Source organism: Streptomyces sp. NPDC027672 (assembly GCF_055566335.1).
Genome location: NZ_JBVHSO010000001.1, coordinates 894,221 through 908,790 on the forward strand (window position 1 = coordinate 894,221; position 14,570 = coordinate 908,790).

The 14,570-nt window shown below is 72.6% G+C and carries 15 protein-coding genes; 6 read left to right on the top strand and 9 right to left on the bottom strand.

All coding sequences use genetic code 11. The features are described from left to right. Positions 1–8 precede the first annotated feature (8 nt). Complete coding sequence (locus ACZ4SV_RS04035) at positions 9–368, bottom strand: NADH-quinone oxidoreductase subunit A (RefSeq protein ID WP_030379754.1); 360 nt, start codon at positions 366–368, stop codon at positions 9–11. Positions 369–1,173: 805 nt separating this feature from the next. Between ACZ4SV_RS04035 and ACZ4SV_RS04040 the strand changes: the two genes are divergently transcribed. Together ACZ4SV_RS04040 and def are read left to right on the top strand one after the other, a co-directional pair. Next, positions 1,174–2,052, top strand: a complete 879-nt coding sequence (locus ACZ4SV_RS04040) for a C40 family peptidase (RefSeq protein ID WP_468001140.1) — start codon at positions 1,174–1,176, stop codon at positions 2,050–2,052. 291 nt (positions 2,053–2,343) lie between these two features. Continuing rightward, a complete protein-coding gene (def, locus tag ACZ4SV_RS04045; RefSeq protein ID WP_468001142.1) occupies positions 2,344–2,976 on the top strand; it encodes a peptide deformylase in 633 nt (210 codons plus the stop codon). A gap of 111 nt (positions 2,977–3,087) precedes the next feature. Here the strand turns inward: def and ACZ4SV_RS04050 are convergent, their stop codons facing one another. The 6 genes from ACZ4SV_RS04050 to ACZ4SV_RS04075 all read right to left on the bottom strand — a co-directional run bounded on the left by ACZ4SV_RS04050 (position 3,088) and on the right by ACZ4SV_RS04075 (position 9,046). Beyond that, positions 3,088–4,380 (bottom strand): geranylgeranyl reductase family protein, encoded by a 1,293-nt coding sequence (locus tag ACZ4SV_RS04050; RefSeq protein WP_365873932.1) that lies wholly within the window; start codon positions 4,378–4,380, stop codon positions 3,088–3,090. A gap of 137 nt (positions 4,381–4,517) precedes the next feature. Next, positions 4,518–5,213 (bottom strand): demethylmenaquinone methyltransferase, encoded by a 696-nt coding sequence (locus ACZ4SV_RS04055; protein ID WP_468001144.1) that lies wholly within the window; start codon positions 5,211–5,213, stop codon positions 4,518–4,520. A 77-nt stretch (positions 5,214–5,290) separates the two neighbouring features. Then, positions 5,291–5,896 (bottom strand): imidazolonepropionase-like domain-containing protein, encoded by a 606-nt coding sequence (locus ACZ4SV_RS04060; RefSeq protein WP_365873936.1) that lies wholly within the window; start codon positions 5,894–5,896, stop codon positions 5,291–5,293. Positions 5,897–5,903: 7 nt separating this feature from the next. After that, entirely contained in the window at positions 5,904–7,103 is a 1,200-nt protein-coding gene (gene mqnC / locus ACZ4SV_RS04065) for a cyclic dehypoxanthinyl futalosine synthase (protein WP_397938417.1), read from the bottom strand. Between the two features lie 130 nt (positions 7,104–7,233). Further along, entirely contained in the window at positions 7,234–8,115 is an 882-nt protein-coding gene (locus ACZ4SV_RS04070) for a prepilin peptidase (protein WP_468001146.1), read from the bottom strand. Positions 8,116–8,155: 40 nt separating this feature from the next. Then, positions 8,156–9,046 (bottom strand): menaquinone biosynthetic enzyme MqnA/MqnD family protein, encoded by an 891-nt coding sequence (locus ACZ4SV_RS04075; RefSeq protein ID WP_468001148.1) that lies wholly within the window; start codon positions 9,044–9,046, stop codon positions 8,156–8,158. Positions 9,047–9,333: 287 nt separating this feature from the next. Here ACZ4SV_RS04075 and ACZ4SV_RS04080 point away from each other — a divergent pair, with 287 nt between their 5' ends. Further along, on the top strand, positions 9,334–9,537 hold the full coding sequence (locus ACZ4SV_RS04080) for a cold-shock protein (protein ID WP_016645643.1): 204 nt from the start codon (positions 9,334–9,336) through the stop codon (positions 9,535–9,537). Between the two features lie 104 nt (positions 9,538–9,641). Here the strand turns inward: ACZ4SV_RS04080 and ACZ4SV_RS04085 are convergent, their stop codons facing one another. After that, positions 9,642–10,208 carry a helix-turn-helix domain-containing protein gene (locus ACZ4SV_RS04085; RefSeq protein ID WP_365873944.1) on the bottom strand — a complete coding sequence of 189 codons (567 nt, stop codon included), beginning with the start codon at positions 10,206–10,208 and terminating at the stop codon, positions 9,642–9,644. A 68-nt stretch (positions 10,209–10,276) separates the two neighbouring features. On the opposite strand from ACZ4SV_RS04085, the gene ACZ4SV_RS04090 reads away from it, so the two are divergent. The 3 genes from ACZ4SV_RS04090 to ACZ4SV_RS04100 all read left to right on the top strand — a co-directional run bounded on the left by ACZ4SV_RS04090 (position 10,277) and on the right by ACZ4SV_RS04100 (position 12,903). Next, positions 10,277–10,978 carry an AzlC family ABC transporter permease gene (locus tag ACZ4SV_RS04090; protein ID WP_468001151.1) on the top strand — a complete coding sequence of 234 codons (702 nt, stop codon included), beginning with the start codon at positions 10,277–10,279 and terminating at the stop codon, positions 10,976–10,978. Then, on the top strand, positions 10,975–11,289 hold the full coding sequence (locus tag ACZ4SV_RS04095; RefSeq protein WP_468001153.1) for an AzlD domain-containing protein: 315 nt from the start codon (positions 10,975–10,977) through the stop codon (positions 11,287–11,289). The genes ACZ4SV_RS04090 and ACZ4SV_RS04095 overlap by 4 nt, the downstream gene beginning before the upstream one ends. Before the next feature lie 411 nt (positions 11,290–11,700). Then, positions 11,701–12,903: a glycoside hydrolase family 64 protein gene (locus tag ACZ4SV_RS04100; RefSeq protein WP_468001155.1), complete on the top strand. Its 1,203-nt coding sequence runs from the start codon at positions 11,701–11,703 to the stop codon at positions 12,901–12,903. Here ACZ4SV_RS04100 and ACZ4SV_RS04105 read toward each other — a convergent pair. After that, positions 12,900–14,528, bottom strand: coding sequence for a serine/threonine-protein kinase (locus tag ACZ4SV_RS04105; RefSeq protein ID WP_468001157.1), 1,629 nt, complete (start codon positions 14,526–14,528; stop codon positions 12,900–12,902). The genes ACZ4SV_RS04100 and ACZ4SV_RS04105 overlap by 4 nt on opposite strands. Positions 14,529–14,570 lie beyond the last annotated feature (42 nt).

Consider the following 14,570-nt stretch of genomic DNA (forward strand, 5'->3'; position numbering starts at 1 on the left):
AAGGCCCCTCAGTCCCATTCCAGGCCGCCGCGCCGCCATACGTACGCGTACGCGACGAAGACGGTGAGCACGAAGAGCAGCATCTCCACGAGCCCGAAGATCCCCAGGGAGTCGAAGGTGACGGCCCAGGGGTAGAGGAAGACGATCTCGATGTCGAAGACGATGAAGAGCATCGCCGTCAGGTAGTACTTGATGGGGAAGCGCCCGCCGCCGGCCGGCGTGGGGGTCGGCTCGATGCCGCACTCGTAGGCTTCCAGCTTGGCGCGGTTGTACCGCTTCGGACCGATCAGCGTGGCCATGACCACGGAGAAGATCGCAAAGCCTGCCCCGAGGGCTCCCAGTACGAGGATGGGCGCATACGCGTTCACCGCTCCTCGCTCCTCTCAGTCGGCACTGACTGCTTGGGGTCCCCCCTGGTCGAGCGGAGCCGAGACCTTGGGGGAGGTTGCACCGGGCTCACGGCGGCCTCACCGGTCCACGGACCCCGCTCGTCCCGGGCGAAGATCGCGAACATGTGAAGCAGGTCACAAGCCCAACTGCCTCGCATCTTATGCCCGCCGCTCTGTGATCTGCGACACGGGGTATTACACCAGCTTTGTGATCTCCACCACCTGACGAAGGATCATGAAGTCGGATGAGGGGTGATCTTCACACCGGAAGCGTTCAGTTGATCACGAGAAGTGACATTCTCCCACGTCATCCCAGGCCGGAGCGGTCGTCTCAATATCAAGAGAGTGCGGCTGCATGCAAATTGGTGCTGGACGCGGCCGGATGTTAAAGGAGCGCGTTCACACATCAGGGGGAGCCGCGGGCCGGATGTGGACGCGGACCCGAGGGCGTGTGCACGCGTTCACCAGCCCGGCGGCCCCGGGGTGCCGGCCGCGCCCGCGCGGGACGCCCGCCCGTCGGTGATCGTTCCGTGACCTCCGCCACATCGATGAGAGCGGCATGAGAACCGGGCTTGGCCAACGATCTCCACCAGTGGTAGGCGCGGCGCAATTCGGACGTAATGATCAAAGACCGTGATCAAGGGCTTGATCATGACCGTCCGCAATGTCCGTTACGGCGTCAATAAAGGGCGACACGCCCGGGTTTCCGTGTCTCGATTGAGCAACTGTGGCGCAGCCCACGTTTCTTGAAGATATGAAGGAGTCCCTGGTACCGGTTGTTCCCATGTCCCACACCGCTCACATACGCAGCCACCGGAAGCCCCGCCGCAACGCGTCGTCCCTCGCCGTGCGGGCGGGAGTTGCCGGTGGCGTCCTCGGCACCCTGGCAGTCGCCGGGGCGTCCGGCTCGGCGAACGCGGCCGAGCCGGTGACGCAGACCCTCGAACTGCCCACCCTGACGGCCGACCTGGCGACCCAGGCGGCCCAGACGGCCGACGCCACCGAGCAGGCCGCCGCGCACTACCAGCTGCAGGCCGAGCGTGACGCGGCCGCCGCGAAGGCCGCGAAGCAGGCGAAGGCGGACCTCGCCGAGGCCAGGAAGAAGGCCGCGGAGGCCAAGAAGAAGGCCGAGGAGGACGCCCGCAAGAAGGCCGCCGCCCGTGCCGCGCGCACCGCGGCGCGCACCACCCTGGCCACCACGGCGGACACCGCCACCCTCCCCGGCGGCACCGGTTCCGGGACCGGCACCAGCACCAGCACCGGCACGGACGTCGGCTCGGACACCGGCACCAGCACGCCCCCGGCCACCGGTTCGGCCGCGGCGATCGTCAGCTTCGTCAAGGCGCAGGTCGGCAAGGCGTACGTCTCCGGCGCCACCGGCCCCTCCGCCTACGACTGCTCCGGCCTGGTGCAGACGGCCTTCAAGCAGGTCGGCGTCAGCCTGCCGCGCGTCTCCCAGGACCAGTCGACGGCCGGCACCCAGGTCTCGCTGAGCAACCTCCAGCCGGGCGACATCCTGTACTGGGGCGGCGCGGGCAGCGCGTACCACGTGGCGGTGTACGTCGGCGACGGTATGTTCGTGGGCGCGCAGAACCCCTCCACCGGCGTCGTGGAGCGTCCCCTGTCCTACGACCCGCCCACCGGGGCCGTGCGGGTGCTCTAGGGTCTTTTGTTTGGATCGGGCCGGATCAGGGAGCGGGGTCTGGTGCCGTGCATCGCAAGGCGGAGGAGGGCGCCATGGCGGAGCCATGGCAACCGACGACAACGCGGCGAGGTGCGGTGCCAGGGCCCGCGAGCCCGGCATGATCCAAACGAGAGGCCCTAGGGGCGTACGCCGCACCTCTCACGCACGCAGGGCCGCAGCCGCTCGGGGGCAGCGGCCCTTCGTCGTCCCTGGCATGCTCGGGCCGGGCCGCCGTCCGGCGGTCCGCGCACGAGCGAAGGAGTCCACGCGATGCCACGCGTGTTCGTACAGGGAAGCCCCGTCGGCTACTACCCGCGTTACGCCCCCGAGGCCGGGCGGGGCACGGTGCGCCGTATCACCGAGGTCGGTGAGGAGGTGCTGCGCAGGCCGTGCCGGGACGTCACGGAGTTCGGTCCCGGCCTCGCCGCGCTCATCGACGACATGTTCCGCACCATGTACGTCGCCGACGGCGCCGGGCTGGCGGCGAATCAGGTCGGGGTGGATCTGCGGCTGTTCGTGTACGACTGCCCCGACGACGACGGAGTCCGGCATGTCGGGCACATCGTCAATCCGGTGCTCGAAACGCCCACGGGTGAGCGACGGCTGCTGGAGGAGGGCGAGGGCTGCCTGTCGGTGCCCGGCGCCGTCGTGACCGTGCCGCGGCCGGACCGGGCCGTCGTGCGCGGGCAGGACAAGGACGGCCGGGCGGTCGTGGTCGAGGGCACCGGGTACTTCGCGCGGTGCCTGGCCCACGAGAGCGACCACACCGCCGGCCACCTCTACCTGGACCGGCTCTCCACGCGGGAACGGAAGGACGCGCTGCGGCAGATGACGGACCGGCGGGGCGAGGTGTACGCCCGCCGGGCCGCCAAGGAGGCCGCGTTCGGCACCGAGAGGCCCTAGCCGCACCGGCGCCCCGGCGCGTGAGCGTCCCGGCGCGTGAGCGTCCCGGCGCGTGAGCGTCCCGCTTCCGGTGACGCGCGCGCCGGGGCCTCGTGGCGCGCCGGGGTCCGGTCAGGCCTTCGGGGCCACCTTGGTCAGGCCGTTGATGATGCGGTCCATCGCGTCGCCGCCCGTGGGGTCGGTGAGGTTCGCCAGCAGCTTGAGGGTGAACTTCATCAGCACCGGGTGGGTCAGACCCCGCTGGGCGGCGATCTGCATGACCTTCGGGTTGCCGATGAGCTTCACGAAGGCGCGGCCGAGGGTGTAGTAGCCGCCGTAGGTGTCCTTCAGGACGCGCGGGTAGCGCTGGAGGGCGGTCTCGCGCTGGGCGGGCGTCGCGCGGGCGTGGGCCTGCACGATGACGTCGGCGGCGATCTGGCCGGACTCCATGGCGTAGGCGATGCCCTCGCCGTTGAAGGGGTTCACCAGGCCGCCGGCGTCGCCGACGAGCAGCAGCCCGCGCGTGTAGTGCGGCTGGCGGTTGAAGGCCATCGGCAGGGCGGCGCCGCGGATGGGGCCGGTCATGTTCTCCGGGGTGTAGCCCCAGTCCTCGGGCATGGAGGCGCACCACGCCTTGAGGACCTCGCGCCAGTCCAGCTCCTTGAAGGCGGCGGAGGTGTTCAGCACGCCGAGGCCCACGTTCGAGGTGCCGTCGCCCATGCCGAAGATCCAGCCGTAGCCGGGCAGCAGGCGGTCCTGGGGGCCGCGGCGGTCCCACAGCTCCAGCCAGGACTCCAGGTAGTCGTCGTCGTGGCGGGGGCTTTCGAAGTACGTCCGGACGGCGACGCCCATCGGGCGGTCCTCGCGGCGGTGCAGGCCCATGGCGAGGGACAGCCGGGTGGAGTTGCCGTCGGCGGCGACGACGAGCGGCGCGCGGAAGGTGACCTCGCGCTTGTCCTCGCCCAGCCGGGCGGTCACGCCGGTGATGCGTCCGGTGCGGTCGTCCACGACCGGGCCGCCGACGTTGCAGCGCTCGTACAGCCGGGCGCCGGCCTTCTGGGCGGCGCGGGCGAGCTGTTCGTCGAAGTCGTCGCGCTTGCGGACCAGGCCGTAGTCCGGGAAGGAGGCGAGGTCGGGCCAGTCGAGCTGGAGGCGGACGCCGCCGCCGATGATGCGCAGGCCCTTGTTGCGCAGCCAGCCGGCCTCCTCGGAGATGTCGATCCCCATGGCGACGAGCTGCTTGACCGCGCGCGGGGTGAGGCCGTCGCCGCAGACCTTCTCGCGCGGGAACTCGGTCTTCTCCAGCAGCAGGACGTCGAGCCCGGCCTTGGCGAGGTGGTACGCGGTCGTGGAGCCGGCCGGCCCCGCGCCCACGACGATCACGTCGGCGCTGTTCTCGGAGAGCGGCTCGGTCACGACGGTCACGGCGGGATCTCCCCAAGGTCGAAGTCTGTTGTGCCGACCGGCACTGGACACGGGCAGTCTATGCAGCGGCCCCGGTCACCCCGCCGAAGGGCCGCCCCGTGCTCTGTGCGGGCCGGCGCGGCGGGGGACGGCCGCCGTCAGCTCTCCTTGAAGCCGCGGTGCAGCGCGACCACACCGCCGGTGAGGTTGCGCCAGGCCACCTTCGACCAGCCGGTCCCGCGCAGCCGTTCGGCCAGGGCGGGCTGGTCGGGCCAGGCCCGGATGGACTCGGCGAGGTAGACGTACGCGTCCGGGTTGGAGGACACCGCGCGGGCGGCCGGCGGCAGCGCCCGCATCAGGTACTCGGTGTAGACGGTGCGGAACGGCGCCCAGGTCGGGTGGGAGAACTCGCAGATCACCACGCGTCCGCCGGGCCGGGTGACCCGGTACATCTCGCGCAGGGCCGCGTCCGTGTCCTGTACGTTGCGCAGCCCGAAAGAAATCGTCACCGCGTCGAAGGTGTCGTCCTTGAAGGGCAGCCGGGTCGCGTCGCCCGCGGTAAACGGCAGCCAGGTGTGCCGCTTCTTGCCGGCCCGGAGCATGCCGAGGGAGAAGTCGCAGGGGACGACGTACGCGCCCGTCCGCGCGAAGGGCAGCGAGGACGTGGCGGTGCCGGCGGCGAGGTCCAGGACCTTCTGCGCGGGGCGCGCGTCGACCGCCTTCGCCACCTCCTTGCGCCAGCGCCGGTCCTGGCCGAGGGACAGCACGTCGTTGGTGAGGTCGTACCGTTCCGCCACGTCGTCGAACATCGAGGCGACTTCGTGCGGCTGCTTGTTCAGGGAGGCGCGGGTCACCCGCCCATTGTTGCAGCCCGGCCCCGGGCGGGGCGCCGGGGCTTGCGGACGGGCACCGCCCGCCGCGGGGCGGTCCGTCAGCGGCGGCGGAAGACCAGGCGGCCCGCCACCACCGTGGCGACGCAGGTGGCCGCTCCCCGTTCGAGGAGTTCCGCCTCGTCGCGGACGTCGAAGACGGCGAACCGGGCGGCGGAGTGCGGCCGGCGCTCCGTGGCCTGCTGGGGCGGGCGGGCGGAGCCGAAGGGGTCGAGGGACGGGGTGTCGTCGGGGCGGCCCAGGCGGCCCACGACGCCCATCCCGGTGCGCCGCAGCGCGTCCTGCACCGCGCGGACGCGCAGCGGCTCGCAGGCCACGGCGACCGTGCCGTGGGCCAGCATGCGCTGGAGGCCGCGGCGGGCGCTCGCGGCCCAGCGGGCGTCGTTCATGGCCAGCATGGCGAGCGCGTCGCCGGTCAGGGGCTCGGTGCCGAGGGTGTCGGCCTCGCGCGGGTCGGGGTGGTACGTCTGCTCCAGCAGCTCGTTGCCGTAGAGGTTGACGAAACCGGGCGTGAGGATGCCGGGCCAGGTGCGCACGCGGGCCCGCGGGTGCGCGGCGGCCAGCTCCTCCAGGGGCCCGACGGCCTGGATCCACTCGCCGTCGACGAGGTGGGCGTGGCCCCTGGAGTCCGCGTGGAGGGTGAGCACGACGGCGTCAGTTGGCCGCGAGCAGCTTCAGCTCGGGGTGGGCGGTGCCGCCCTCGATGGCCGTGGAGGAGATGTGGGAGACCACGCGGTCGTCGGCCGGGTCGTTCGCCGGGTCGTCGTGGACGACGAGGTGCTCGTACGTCGTCGCGCGCTGCGCCGGGACGCGGCCCGCCGTGCGGATCAGGTCGATGATCTCCAGGCGGTTGGAGCGGTGCCGGGCGCCGGCCGAGGAGACCACGTTCTCCTCCAGCATGATGGAGCCGAGGTCGTCCGCGCCGTAGTGCAGGGAAAGCTGGCCGACCTCCTTGCCGGTGGTGAGCCAGGAGCCCTGGATGTGCCGGACGTTGTCCAGGAAGAGGCGGGCGATCGCGATCATCCGCAGGTACTCGAAGAGGGTCGCCTGCGTGCGGCCCTTCAGGTGGTTGTTCTCCGGCTGGTAGGTGTACGGGATGAACGCCCGGAAGCCGCCGGTGCGGTCCTGTACGTCCCGGATCATCCGCAGGTGCTCGATCCGCTCGGCGTTGGTCTCGCCGGTGCCCATCAGCATGGTGGAGGTGGACTCCACGCCCAGCCGGTGGGCGGTCTCCATGATCTCCAGCCAGCGTTCGCCGCTCTCCTTGAGGGGCGCGATGGCCTTGCGGGGGCGCTCGGGGAGCAGTTCCGCGCCGGCGCCGGCGAAGGAGTCGAGACCGGCCTCGTGGATGCGGGTGATGGCCTCCTCGACGGAGACGCCGCTGATCCGGGCCATGTGCTCGATCTCGGACGCGCCGAGGGAGTGGATCACGAGCTGCGGGAAGGCTTCCTTGATGGCGCGGAAGTGCTTCTCGTAGTACTCGACGCCGTAGTCCGGGTGGTGGCCGCCCTGGAACATGATCTGGGTGCCGCCCAGTTCGACGGTCTCCGCGCAGCGGCGCAGGATGTCGTCGAGGTCGCGGGTCCAGCCCTTCTCCGTGTCCTTGGGGGCCGCGTAGAAGGCGCAGAACTTGCACGCCGTGACGCACACGTTCGTGTAGTTGATGTTCCGCTCGATGATGTACGTGGCGATGTGCTCGGTGCCCGCGTACAGGCGGCGGCGTACGGCGTCGGCGGCGGCGCCCAGGGCGTGCAGGGGCGCGTCACGGTAGAGGTCGAGCGCCTCTTCGGGGGTGATCCGCCCACCGGCGGCGGCTCGGTCGAGGACGGACTGAAGGTCGGCCTTCTCGGTCACCGGCGTCCCTTTCGCAGAGTTCGTAAGGGTTGATGGGCGTAGTGCTGTGCGCGAAGCGCCCGATATGAGGGGGCAAAAGACGGGTGGGCGGACAGCGCCAGCCTACGCCAGCCCCTCCGGCGGGCCGCTCTCAGGCCGCGTACGCGCCGGTCAGCAGCCCGGCGAGGGTGCCGGCCAGCAGGAACGGGCCGAAGGGCACGGCCGTCTTCCGGCCGGCCCGCCGGGCGAGGACGAGGACGCCGCCGTAGAGGGCGCCGGACAGGAACGCGGCGAAGGTGCCGAACAGCACGGCGGACCAGCCGTACCAGCCGAGTGCAGCGCCCGCGCCGACGGCCAGTTTCACGTCGCCGAAGCCCATGCCGCCCGGGTTGAGGCGGTACAGCGCGTAGTAGCCGGCCCCGAGGGCGAGGGCGCCGTAGAGCGCGGTGGGCCAGTGGCCGGCGTGGCCGGGGAGCAGGGCGGCGAGGCCGAGCAGGGCGAGGGCGGCGGGCGCGAGCGGGAGGGTCAGCGGGTCGGGCAGCCGCCGCACCCGGACGTCCACGGCGGCGAGGAGCACGCCGGCGGGCGCGAGCAGCAGCCAGACCGCCAGCTCGGGCCGGGTGCCGGTGGCGGCGGCGAGGACGGCGCAGACGGCACCGGCGACGGCGGCGAGGAGCACGGCCGAGGGCGCACGCCCCCCGGCCCCGGCGCCCGGCCCGAACTCCGCGCGCCCCAGACCCTCCACGCACCGCCCGGCCGCCGCGCGCCCGAAGCCCTTCACGCGCACCCCGGCCGCAGCACGCCCCAAGCCCTTCACGCGCACCCCGGCCGCCGCGCGCCCCCGTTCGCGCCCGCACTCCCCGCACCCCGCCGGTCCCAGCCAGCCCCGCACCGCGTGGCGTCCGGCGGGGCAGCGGTCGCGCCAGGGTTCGCCGGACGGGACGCCGAAGCGGTAGGCGGCGCGGGGCAGCAGCGTGCCCGCGAGCGCGCCCCACACCGCGGCGACGGCCACCACCGCTCCCGTGCCCGCCATCTCCGGCCCCCTCCCCCGCGCACCGGCGTCCGCGGGGTTCCTACCCGGTGTGCCCGGAAACCGTGCGCGCCGCCTCCTCCGGACTGGGCGCCAGCAGCTCCACCCGTACGTCCGCCGGGAAGCCGGTCGTCGGGCCGACGCGGCGGGCGAACTCGGCGACGGCCGCCAGCTGCGGGCCGCCGAAGCTGAAGTCGAGGGTGGTGAAGTAGCGGGCGAGGGTGGCCTCGTCGAACGCCTCCCAGCGGGCGGCCTGTTCGGCGACCTTGCCGACCTCCTCCAGGGAGAGGTCGCGGGAGGCGAGGAACGCCTCGTGGACCTGGCGGGTGAGGACGGGCTCGCGCTCGGCGTACTCCCGGCGGGCCGCCCAGACCGCGAAGACGAACGGCAGGCCGGTCCACTCCTTCCAGAGCGCGCCGAGGTCGTGCACGTGCAGGCCGTAGCGCGGGCCGTCGAGGAGGTTGGCGCGCAGCGCGGCGTCGCCGATGAGGACGGCGGCCTCGGCCTCCCGCATCATCAGGCCGAGGTCGGGCGGGCAGGTGTAGTAGTCGGGCCGTACGCCGTAGCGCTCGGCCAGCAGCAACTGGGCGAGCCGGACCGAGGTGCGGGAGGTGGAGCCGAGGGCGACCCGGGCGCCGTCCAGCCGGTCCAGGGGCACCTGGGAGACGATCACGCAGGACATCACGGGGCCGTCGCAGCCGACGGCGATGTCCGGGAAGGCGACCAGGTCGTCGGCGTTGCGCAGGAACTCGACCAGGGTGACCGGGCCGATGTCGAGGTCGCCGTGCACGAGCTGCTCGCTGAGCTTCTCCGGGGTGTCCTTGGTCAGCTCGAAGTCGAGGAGCGTGCCGGTTCTGGCGAGCCCCCAGTACAGGGGCAGGCAGTTCAGGAACTGGATGTGGCCGACGCGCGGCCGGGTGCGGGAATTGTCCACATCGCGAGACTAGACCCGGGGCCGTGCGGCGCCGGGGGCGGCCCGCCCTCCGAACGGCCTAACGGTCCTTCAAACATCCGAGTGAAGTGATCTTGACCTCTCTTGCATTCGGCGGTCCGGATGCTAGGCTTGCTCGCAAGTTGCAGTTTGGTTTCCCTTGCAGTACAGAGCCTGCGGAGCATGTAACCGCAGGCTCTCGTCGTTTTCAGAAGTATGCAGTCGTGCAGCACCGTTTCGCACTTGCAGGTTCTGGAGCAGGGCAACCCTTTTGAGCCCAAGGAGGGCTTATGGCTACCGGAACCGTTAAGTGGTTCAACGCCGAAAAGGGCTTTGGCTTCATCGCCCAGGAGGGCGGCGGCCCCGACGTCTTCGTTCACTACTCCGCGATCAACGCCAGCGGCTTCCGCTCCCTGGAGGAGAACCAGGCGGTGACCTTCGACGTCACGCAGGGCCCGAAGGGCCCGCAGGCGGAGAACGTCACCCCCGCCTGATCACCGCCTGATCGCAGAACCTGAGTGCAGTACCCAAGGAGCCCCGCGCCGGCAGGCGACGGGGCTCCTGCCTTTTCCCGTTCATTCACCGTTCACGCACTGCCTCAGACGTGCTGCATGACCAGCACGAACTTCGTCCCGGCCGCGAGCGCCTCGTAGGAGTGCGGCACGTCTCCCCGGTACGTCATGTAGTCGCCAGGTCCGAGTTCGGCGCTCTCGCCGCGCGGCCCGGCTTTCACCGTGCCCTCGGTGACGACGATGTGCTCCACCGTGCCGGGAATATGCGGCTCCGAATCCCGGACGGTGCCCGGTTCCAGCCATACGTAATAAATGTCCCGGCGTGCTCCCGGCGGGCTCGCCGACAGCAGCGTGGCCACGTAGCTGGACTGCTCCGAGCCGACCACGGGCCCCTCGCCGGCCCGGACCACCCGCACGCTCGGCACGGGCGGCTCCACCAGCGCGCTGAACGGCACGCCGAGCGCGACCGCGAGCGCCCAGAGGGTCTCCATGCTCGGGTTCCCGCTCGCGGCTTCCAACTGGGACAGCGTGGACTTGGCGATCCCGGCGCGTTTGGCCAGCTCGGACAGGGACAGCCCGGCACGGCCGCGCTCCCGCTTCAGGGCGGCGGCGATCCATTCCAGGGGGAGCCGGGCGGGGGTGGCCTCGGACATGTCGTTCGCTCCATCGGTACGATCGTACGGTTTGACGAACAGGGTGTTCGCTGTCCATTCTAGAAAACATGCGTTCGGTACAGCGAACAACGACCGCGGGCACCGGCACCTCGCTCCTGCGGGACAGCTCCCTCGTCTGGGCGGCCAGCGGTGTCGTCGGCGTGTCCTTCGGCGCGGTGGCGGTCGCCGGCGGGCTGCCGGTGTGGGTGCCGGTGGTGATGTCCCTGCTGGTGTACGCGGCGTCGGCCCAGTTCAGTGCGGTGGGCGTGCTGCTCGCCGGCGGTGGTCCGGCGGCCGCCGTGGCCACGGGCCTGCTGCTCAACACCCGCACGGCGGCCTTCAGTCTGGCGGTGGCCGAAAGCCTCGGTCCCGGCCGGGCGCGCCGCTTCCTCGGCGCCCACCTGGTCACGGACGAGACGGCGGCCTTCGCGCTGGCCCAGCCGGACCCGGTACGGCGGCGACGGGCGTTCTGGATATCCGGGCTCGGCCTGTTCGCCGTGTGGAACCTCGGCGTGCTGGCCGGTGCGCTGGCCGGCGGCGCGCTCGGCGACACCGCCCGCTACGGCCTGGACACCGCGTTCCCCGCCGTCCTGGCCGCCCTGGTCCTGCCGGCCCTGCGCGCGGACCCGGCGCTGCGTCGGTGCGCCCTGCCCGGTGCCGCGCTCGCCCTGGCGCTCACGCCCGTCGTCCCGGCCGGGGTGCCGGTCCTGTGCGCCCTCGCGGGCCTGGCCCTCCACCGCCGTCCGGCCGCGCCGGGAGCCGCCGCGTGAACGCCACCGTCGTCGTGATTCTCGCCCTGGCCGCCGGCACGTACGCCTTCCGGCTGGTCGGCCCGGTGCTGCACGGCCGGGTCACGGTCCCGGCCCGGGTGCAGGAGCTGGCCTCGGCGGGCGCGGTGGTGCTGCTGGTCGCGCTGCTGGCCACGGGCGCGCTGACCGAGTCCGGCGGTTTCGCGGGCTGGGCCCGGCCCGCCGGGGTGCTGGCCGGCGCGGTCCTGGCCTGGCGCCGGGCCTCGTTCGCGGTCGTGGTGCTGGGCGCGGTGGCGACGACGGCGCTGCTGCGGCTGGCGGGCGTGGCGTAGGGCTCGCCGTCCGGAGACCCGCCGGGCGCACGGAAGGCCGTCGGCAGGCCGGATCCGGCCCCTGTGCGGTCCTTCACGGCCCTGTGCGACCGTTGTGCGCGCATGCGGCCACATCGACGGAATTGACCATTCCGCCGGGCACCGCCCACGAAGCCACCTCGCTTAAGCGAGGCTTAACCGCCGCTTAAGCGGTCTTGACTCTCGACCCTGCTTCCCCAAGTAACCCCAGCTCAGGCGGATTTGAGGGCGCGGCGGACCGGTTGGCCGAGGCGCCGGCCGTGCGTACTATCGGGGTCCCCCGCGGCTCCCCCGCAGCCGAGAGAGCGCTCTCACTACGTTGACCGCGCCTCCTCGTCCGCCTTCGCCGCGCGGGCGGAATCAGGCCACCCCCCACAGACAAAAGGCACCCACATGACACCCCGTCACCAGCGCAGTCTCACCCGCCGCAAGCTGCTCACCGCCCTGGGCGGAGCTGCGGTGGCCGCACCCGCCGTCGCGGTCCTGGGCCCGCGCGCCCTCGCCGGCACGCGGGACACCGCCGCCGGGGCCGCCGCGGCGGGCGCGCTCCCGCTGACGATCGTCAACAACAGCGGCTCGTTCGGCAACGGCTCGGTGCACGTCTACATCGTCGGCAACCAGGACGGTAAGCAGGTCCGGGTCACCCCGGACGGCACCCTGGCCCCGATAGCCCTGTCCGACAACGACGCGGACGGCTTTACCGACTACGCCCTCTCCCTGCCCGCGAGCGGGGAGGCCACCTTCACGCTCCCCTACATGTCGGGCCGCATCTACGTCTCGCTCGGCGAGAAGCTGAAGTTCAAGGCGGTCACCGACGGCAACGGCAACGCGGCCCTCCAGTACCCCGCCGGCTGGGTGACCTCCGACCCCAGCTACCGCGTGCTGCACGACTGCGCCGAGTTCACCCACAACGCCTCGGGCATGTTCTGCAACACGACCATGGTCGACATGTTCAGCGTGCCGATGAGCATCCGGCTGACCGGGGCCAAGGACCAGACCACGGGCACCCTGCGCGACGGCGGCCGGGCCGCGGTGTTCGACGCGGTCAGGCAGGTCGCGGAGTTCGCCCCGCTGGCCGTGGACGACCTCCGGGTGATCGCTCCCGGACACGGCCTGGACGCGGGCCTGTTCCCCAAGGACTACCTCGCCCCCTACATCGACCAAGTGTGGAGCGCCTACACCGGCAAGGACCTCACGGTCACCACCAACGCGGGCACCTTCACCGGCCGGGTGCGCGCCGACCGGTTCGCCTTCGGCGGTCCGGCCCAGGTCTCCTTCGGCAGGCCGTCCACCCGTGACGTCCTCTTCTGCGACGGCGCCCTCGCCGCGCCGAACGACGGCACCACCGGCCCCGTCGCCGCCGTCCTGGGCGCCGGCTTCAACCGCTCCACCCTGCTGAGCAACCCCGCCCAGCCGGTCACCGACGCCTCGGCCTTCTACCGGACCGGTCTCACCAACCACTACGCGAAGGCCGTGCACGCGGCGACCCTGGACGGCCGGGCCTACGGCTTCGCCTTCGACGACGTCGCCGACTACGCCTCCTACATCCAGGACACCGCGCCCACCGGCATCCGGCTGACCCTGACGCCGTTCTAGGCCGCGTGCCGCCAGATCGTCAGGTCCCCCTCCAGGAAGGCGGCTTCCGGCACCGCGGTGGACTTGGTCTGGACGACGAACAGCGCGATGTCCCCGGACGGGTGCCGGATGCAGAACTCGCTCCCGGCCGCCGCGGCGGACAGCGTCCAGGTGTGCTTGGTGGCGTCCTGGAGGATCAGCCGGCACTCGTCCAGGGTGGTGCCGTGTCCGCCGAAGATCTGCACGAACACGCTGCTGTCGCTCTTCAGTTCGCAGCCGATCGTCGCGCAGTCGAAGCGGAGGTCGCCCTCGCCGTTCTTCGGCTTGCCGTCCGGGTCCGCGAAGCTGACCGGCTTCTTGGCGTCCAGGTACAGCCCCGGATAGGCGTCGGTCCGCGGCAGCGACGGCGAGACTGAGGGAGACCGGGCCACGCCCGGCGCGGCGCCGCCGCCCGGTCCCGGGGAGGATTCCCCGGCACCGGAGGAGTCCGTGGCCTCGGAGGAGGCCGCGGAGCCCTTGGCGTCCGTGCGGTTCCCGGCGGACGCGGACGCGGTGGACCCGCCGGCCGTGCCGCGCGCACCGGGTCCGCCGCGTGCGTCCAGCACCGTCCAGGCCAGCAGCACCGCCAGCAGCACGCCGCCCGCCACACCGGCGGCCGACACCAGTGCCGTCCGCCGTCGCCGGGCCGTGGGCTGCCCGGTGGGCCGCCCCGGGTGCCCGGCCGGCAGCCGCGGCACCACCCGGGTGGGTTCGGGCATCGGCCCCGGGACCACGACCCCGGGCCCGGTGATCTCCCGCCACCCGGCCGGGCCGGTGTCCGCGTCCAGCCGCCGGCCGCACCACTCCACGATCTCCGCCGGGGTCGCCCGCCGGGCCGGGTCGGCGGCCAGGCACCGGGCGAGCAGCGGGCGCAGCGGCTCGGGCAGCAGCGCGAGGTCGGGCGCGGAGTGCACGATGCGGTACAGCACGTTCACGGCCGGGCCGTCGCCGTACAGCGGTCGGCCCAGCGCCGCGAACGCGGCCGTCTGCCCGAGCGCGAACACGTCGGTGGCCGCCGTGACCTCGTCCCCGGACGCCTGCTCCGGGGCCATGAAGGCGGGCGTGCCGATGGTGCCGCCGGTCGCCGTGTACGAGGTGCCGTCGGCGGCCAGTGCGATACCGAAGTCGATCACCCGCGGTCCGTCCGCGGCCAGCAGCACGTTCGACGGCTTCAGGTCCCGGTGCACGATCCCCTCGGCGTGGACCGCCTGCAACGCCTCGGCCACGCCCGCCATCAGCCGCAGCACCGCCGGTACCGGCAGCGGGCCGTGCCGGGCCACCGCGTCCGTCAGGGACGGCCCCGGCACGTACAGCGTGGCCAGCCAGGGCGACGGAGCGTCCGGGTCGGCGTCGATCAGCTCGGCGGTGTAGGCGCCCCGGACCCGCCGCGCCGCCCGGACCTCGCGCCGGAACCGCCGCCGGAAGTCCGGGTCGTCCGCCAGCTCCGGCCGTACGACCTTCAGCGCGACGGGGCGGCCGCCCTTGGTGTGGGCCAGATAGACCCGGCCCATCCCGCCCGCGCCCAGCCGGGCGGCCGGCCGGTAGCCCCCGACCTCCTGCGGATCGCCGGCCTGGAGCGGCTGGAAAACCTCCGCCGTCTGACTCATCGGCCCTGTACCCCCCTGTGCAGCGTCGGCCAACACGGGCAG

Excerpts from the sequence above, each read along its gene's own strand:
- ACZ4SV_RS04090 (WP_468001151.1), top strand. The coding sequence starts at position 10,277 with ATGCGTTCGGTACAGCGAACAACGACCGCGGGCACCGGCACCTCGCTC.
- ACZ4SV_RS04080 (WP_016645643.1), top strand. The coding sequence starts at position 9,334 with ATGGCTACCGGAACCGTTAAGTGGTTCAACGCCGAAAAGGGCTTTGGC.
- def (WP_468001142.1), top strand. The coding sequence starts at position 2,344 with ATGCCACGCGTGTTCGTACAGGGAAGCCCCGTCGGCTACTACCCGCGT.
- ACZ4SV_RS04070 (WP_468001146.1), bottom strand. The coding sequence starts at position 8,115 with ATGGCGGGCACGGGAGCGGTGGTGGCCGTCGCCGCGGTGTGGGGCGCG.
- ACZ4SV_RS04105 (WP_468001157.1), bottom strand. The coding sequence starts at position 14,528 with ATGAGTCAGACGGCGGAGGTTTTCCAGCCGCTCCAGGCCGGCGATCCG.
- ACZ4SV_RS04040 (WP_468001140.1), top strand. The coding sequence starts at position 1,174 with ATGTCCCACACCGCTCACATACGCAGCCACCGGAAGCCCCGCCGCAAC.
- ACZ4SV_RS04085 (WP_365873944.1), bottom strand. The coding sequence starts at position 10,208 with ATGTCCGAGGCCACCCCCGCCCGGCTCCCCCTGGAATGGATCGCCGCC.
- ACZ4SV_RS04100 (WP_468001155.1), top strand. The coding sequence starts at position 11,701 with ATGACACCCCGTCACCAGCGCAGTCTCACCCGCCGCAAGCTGCTCACC.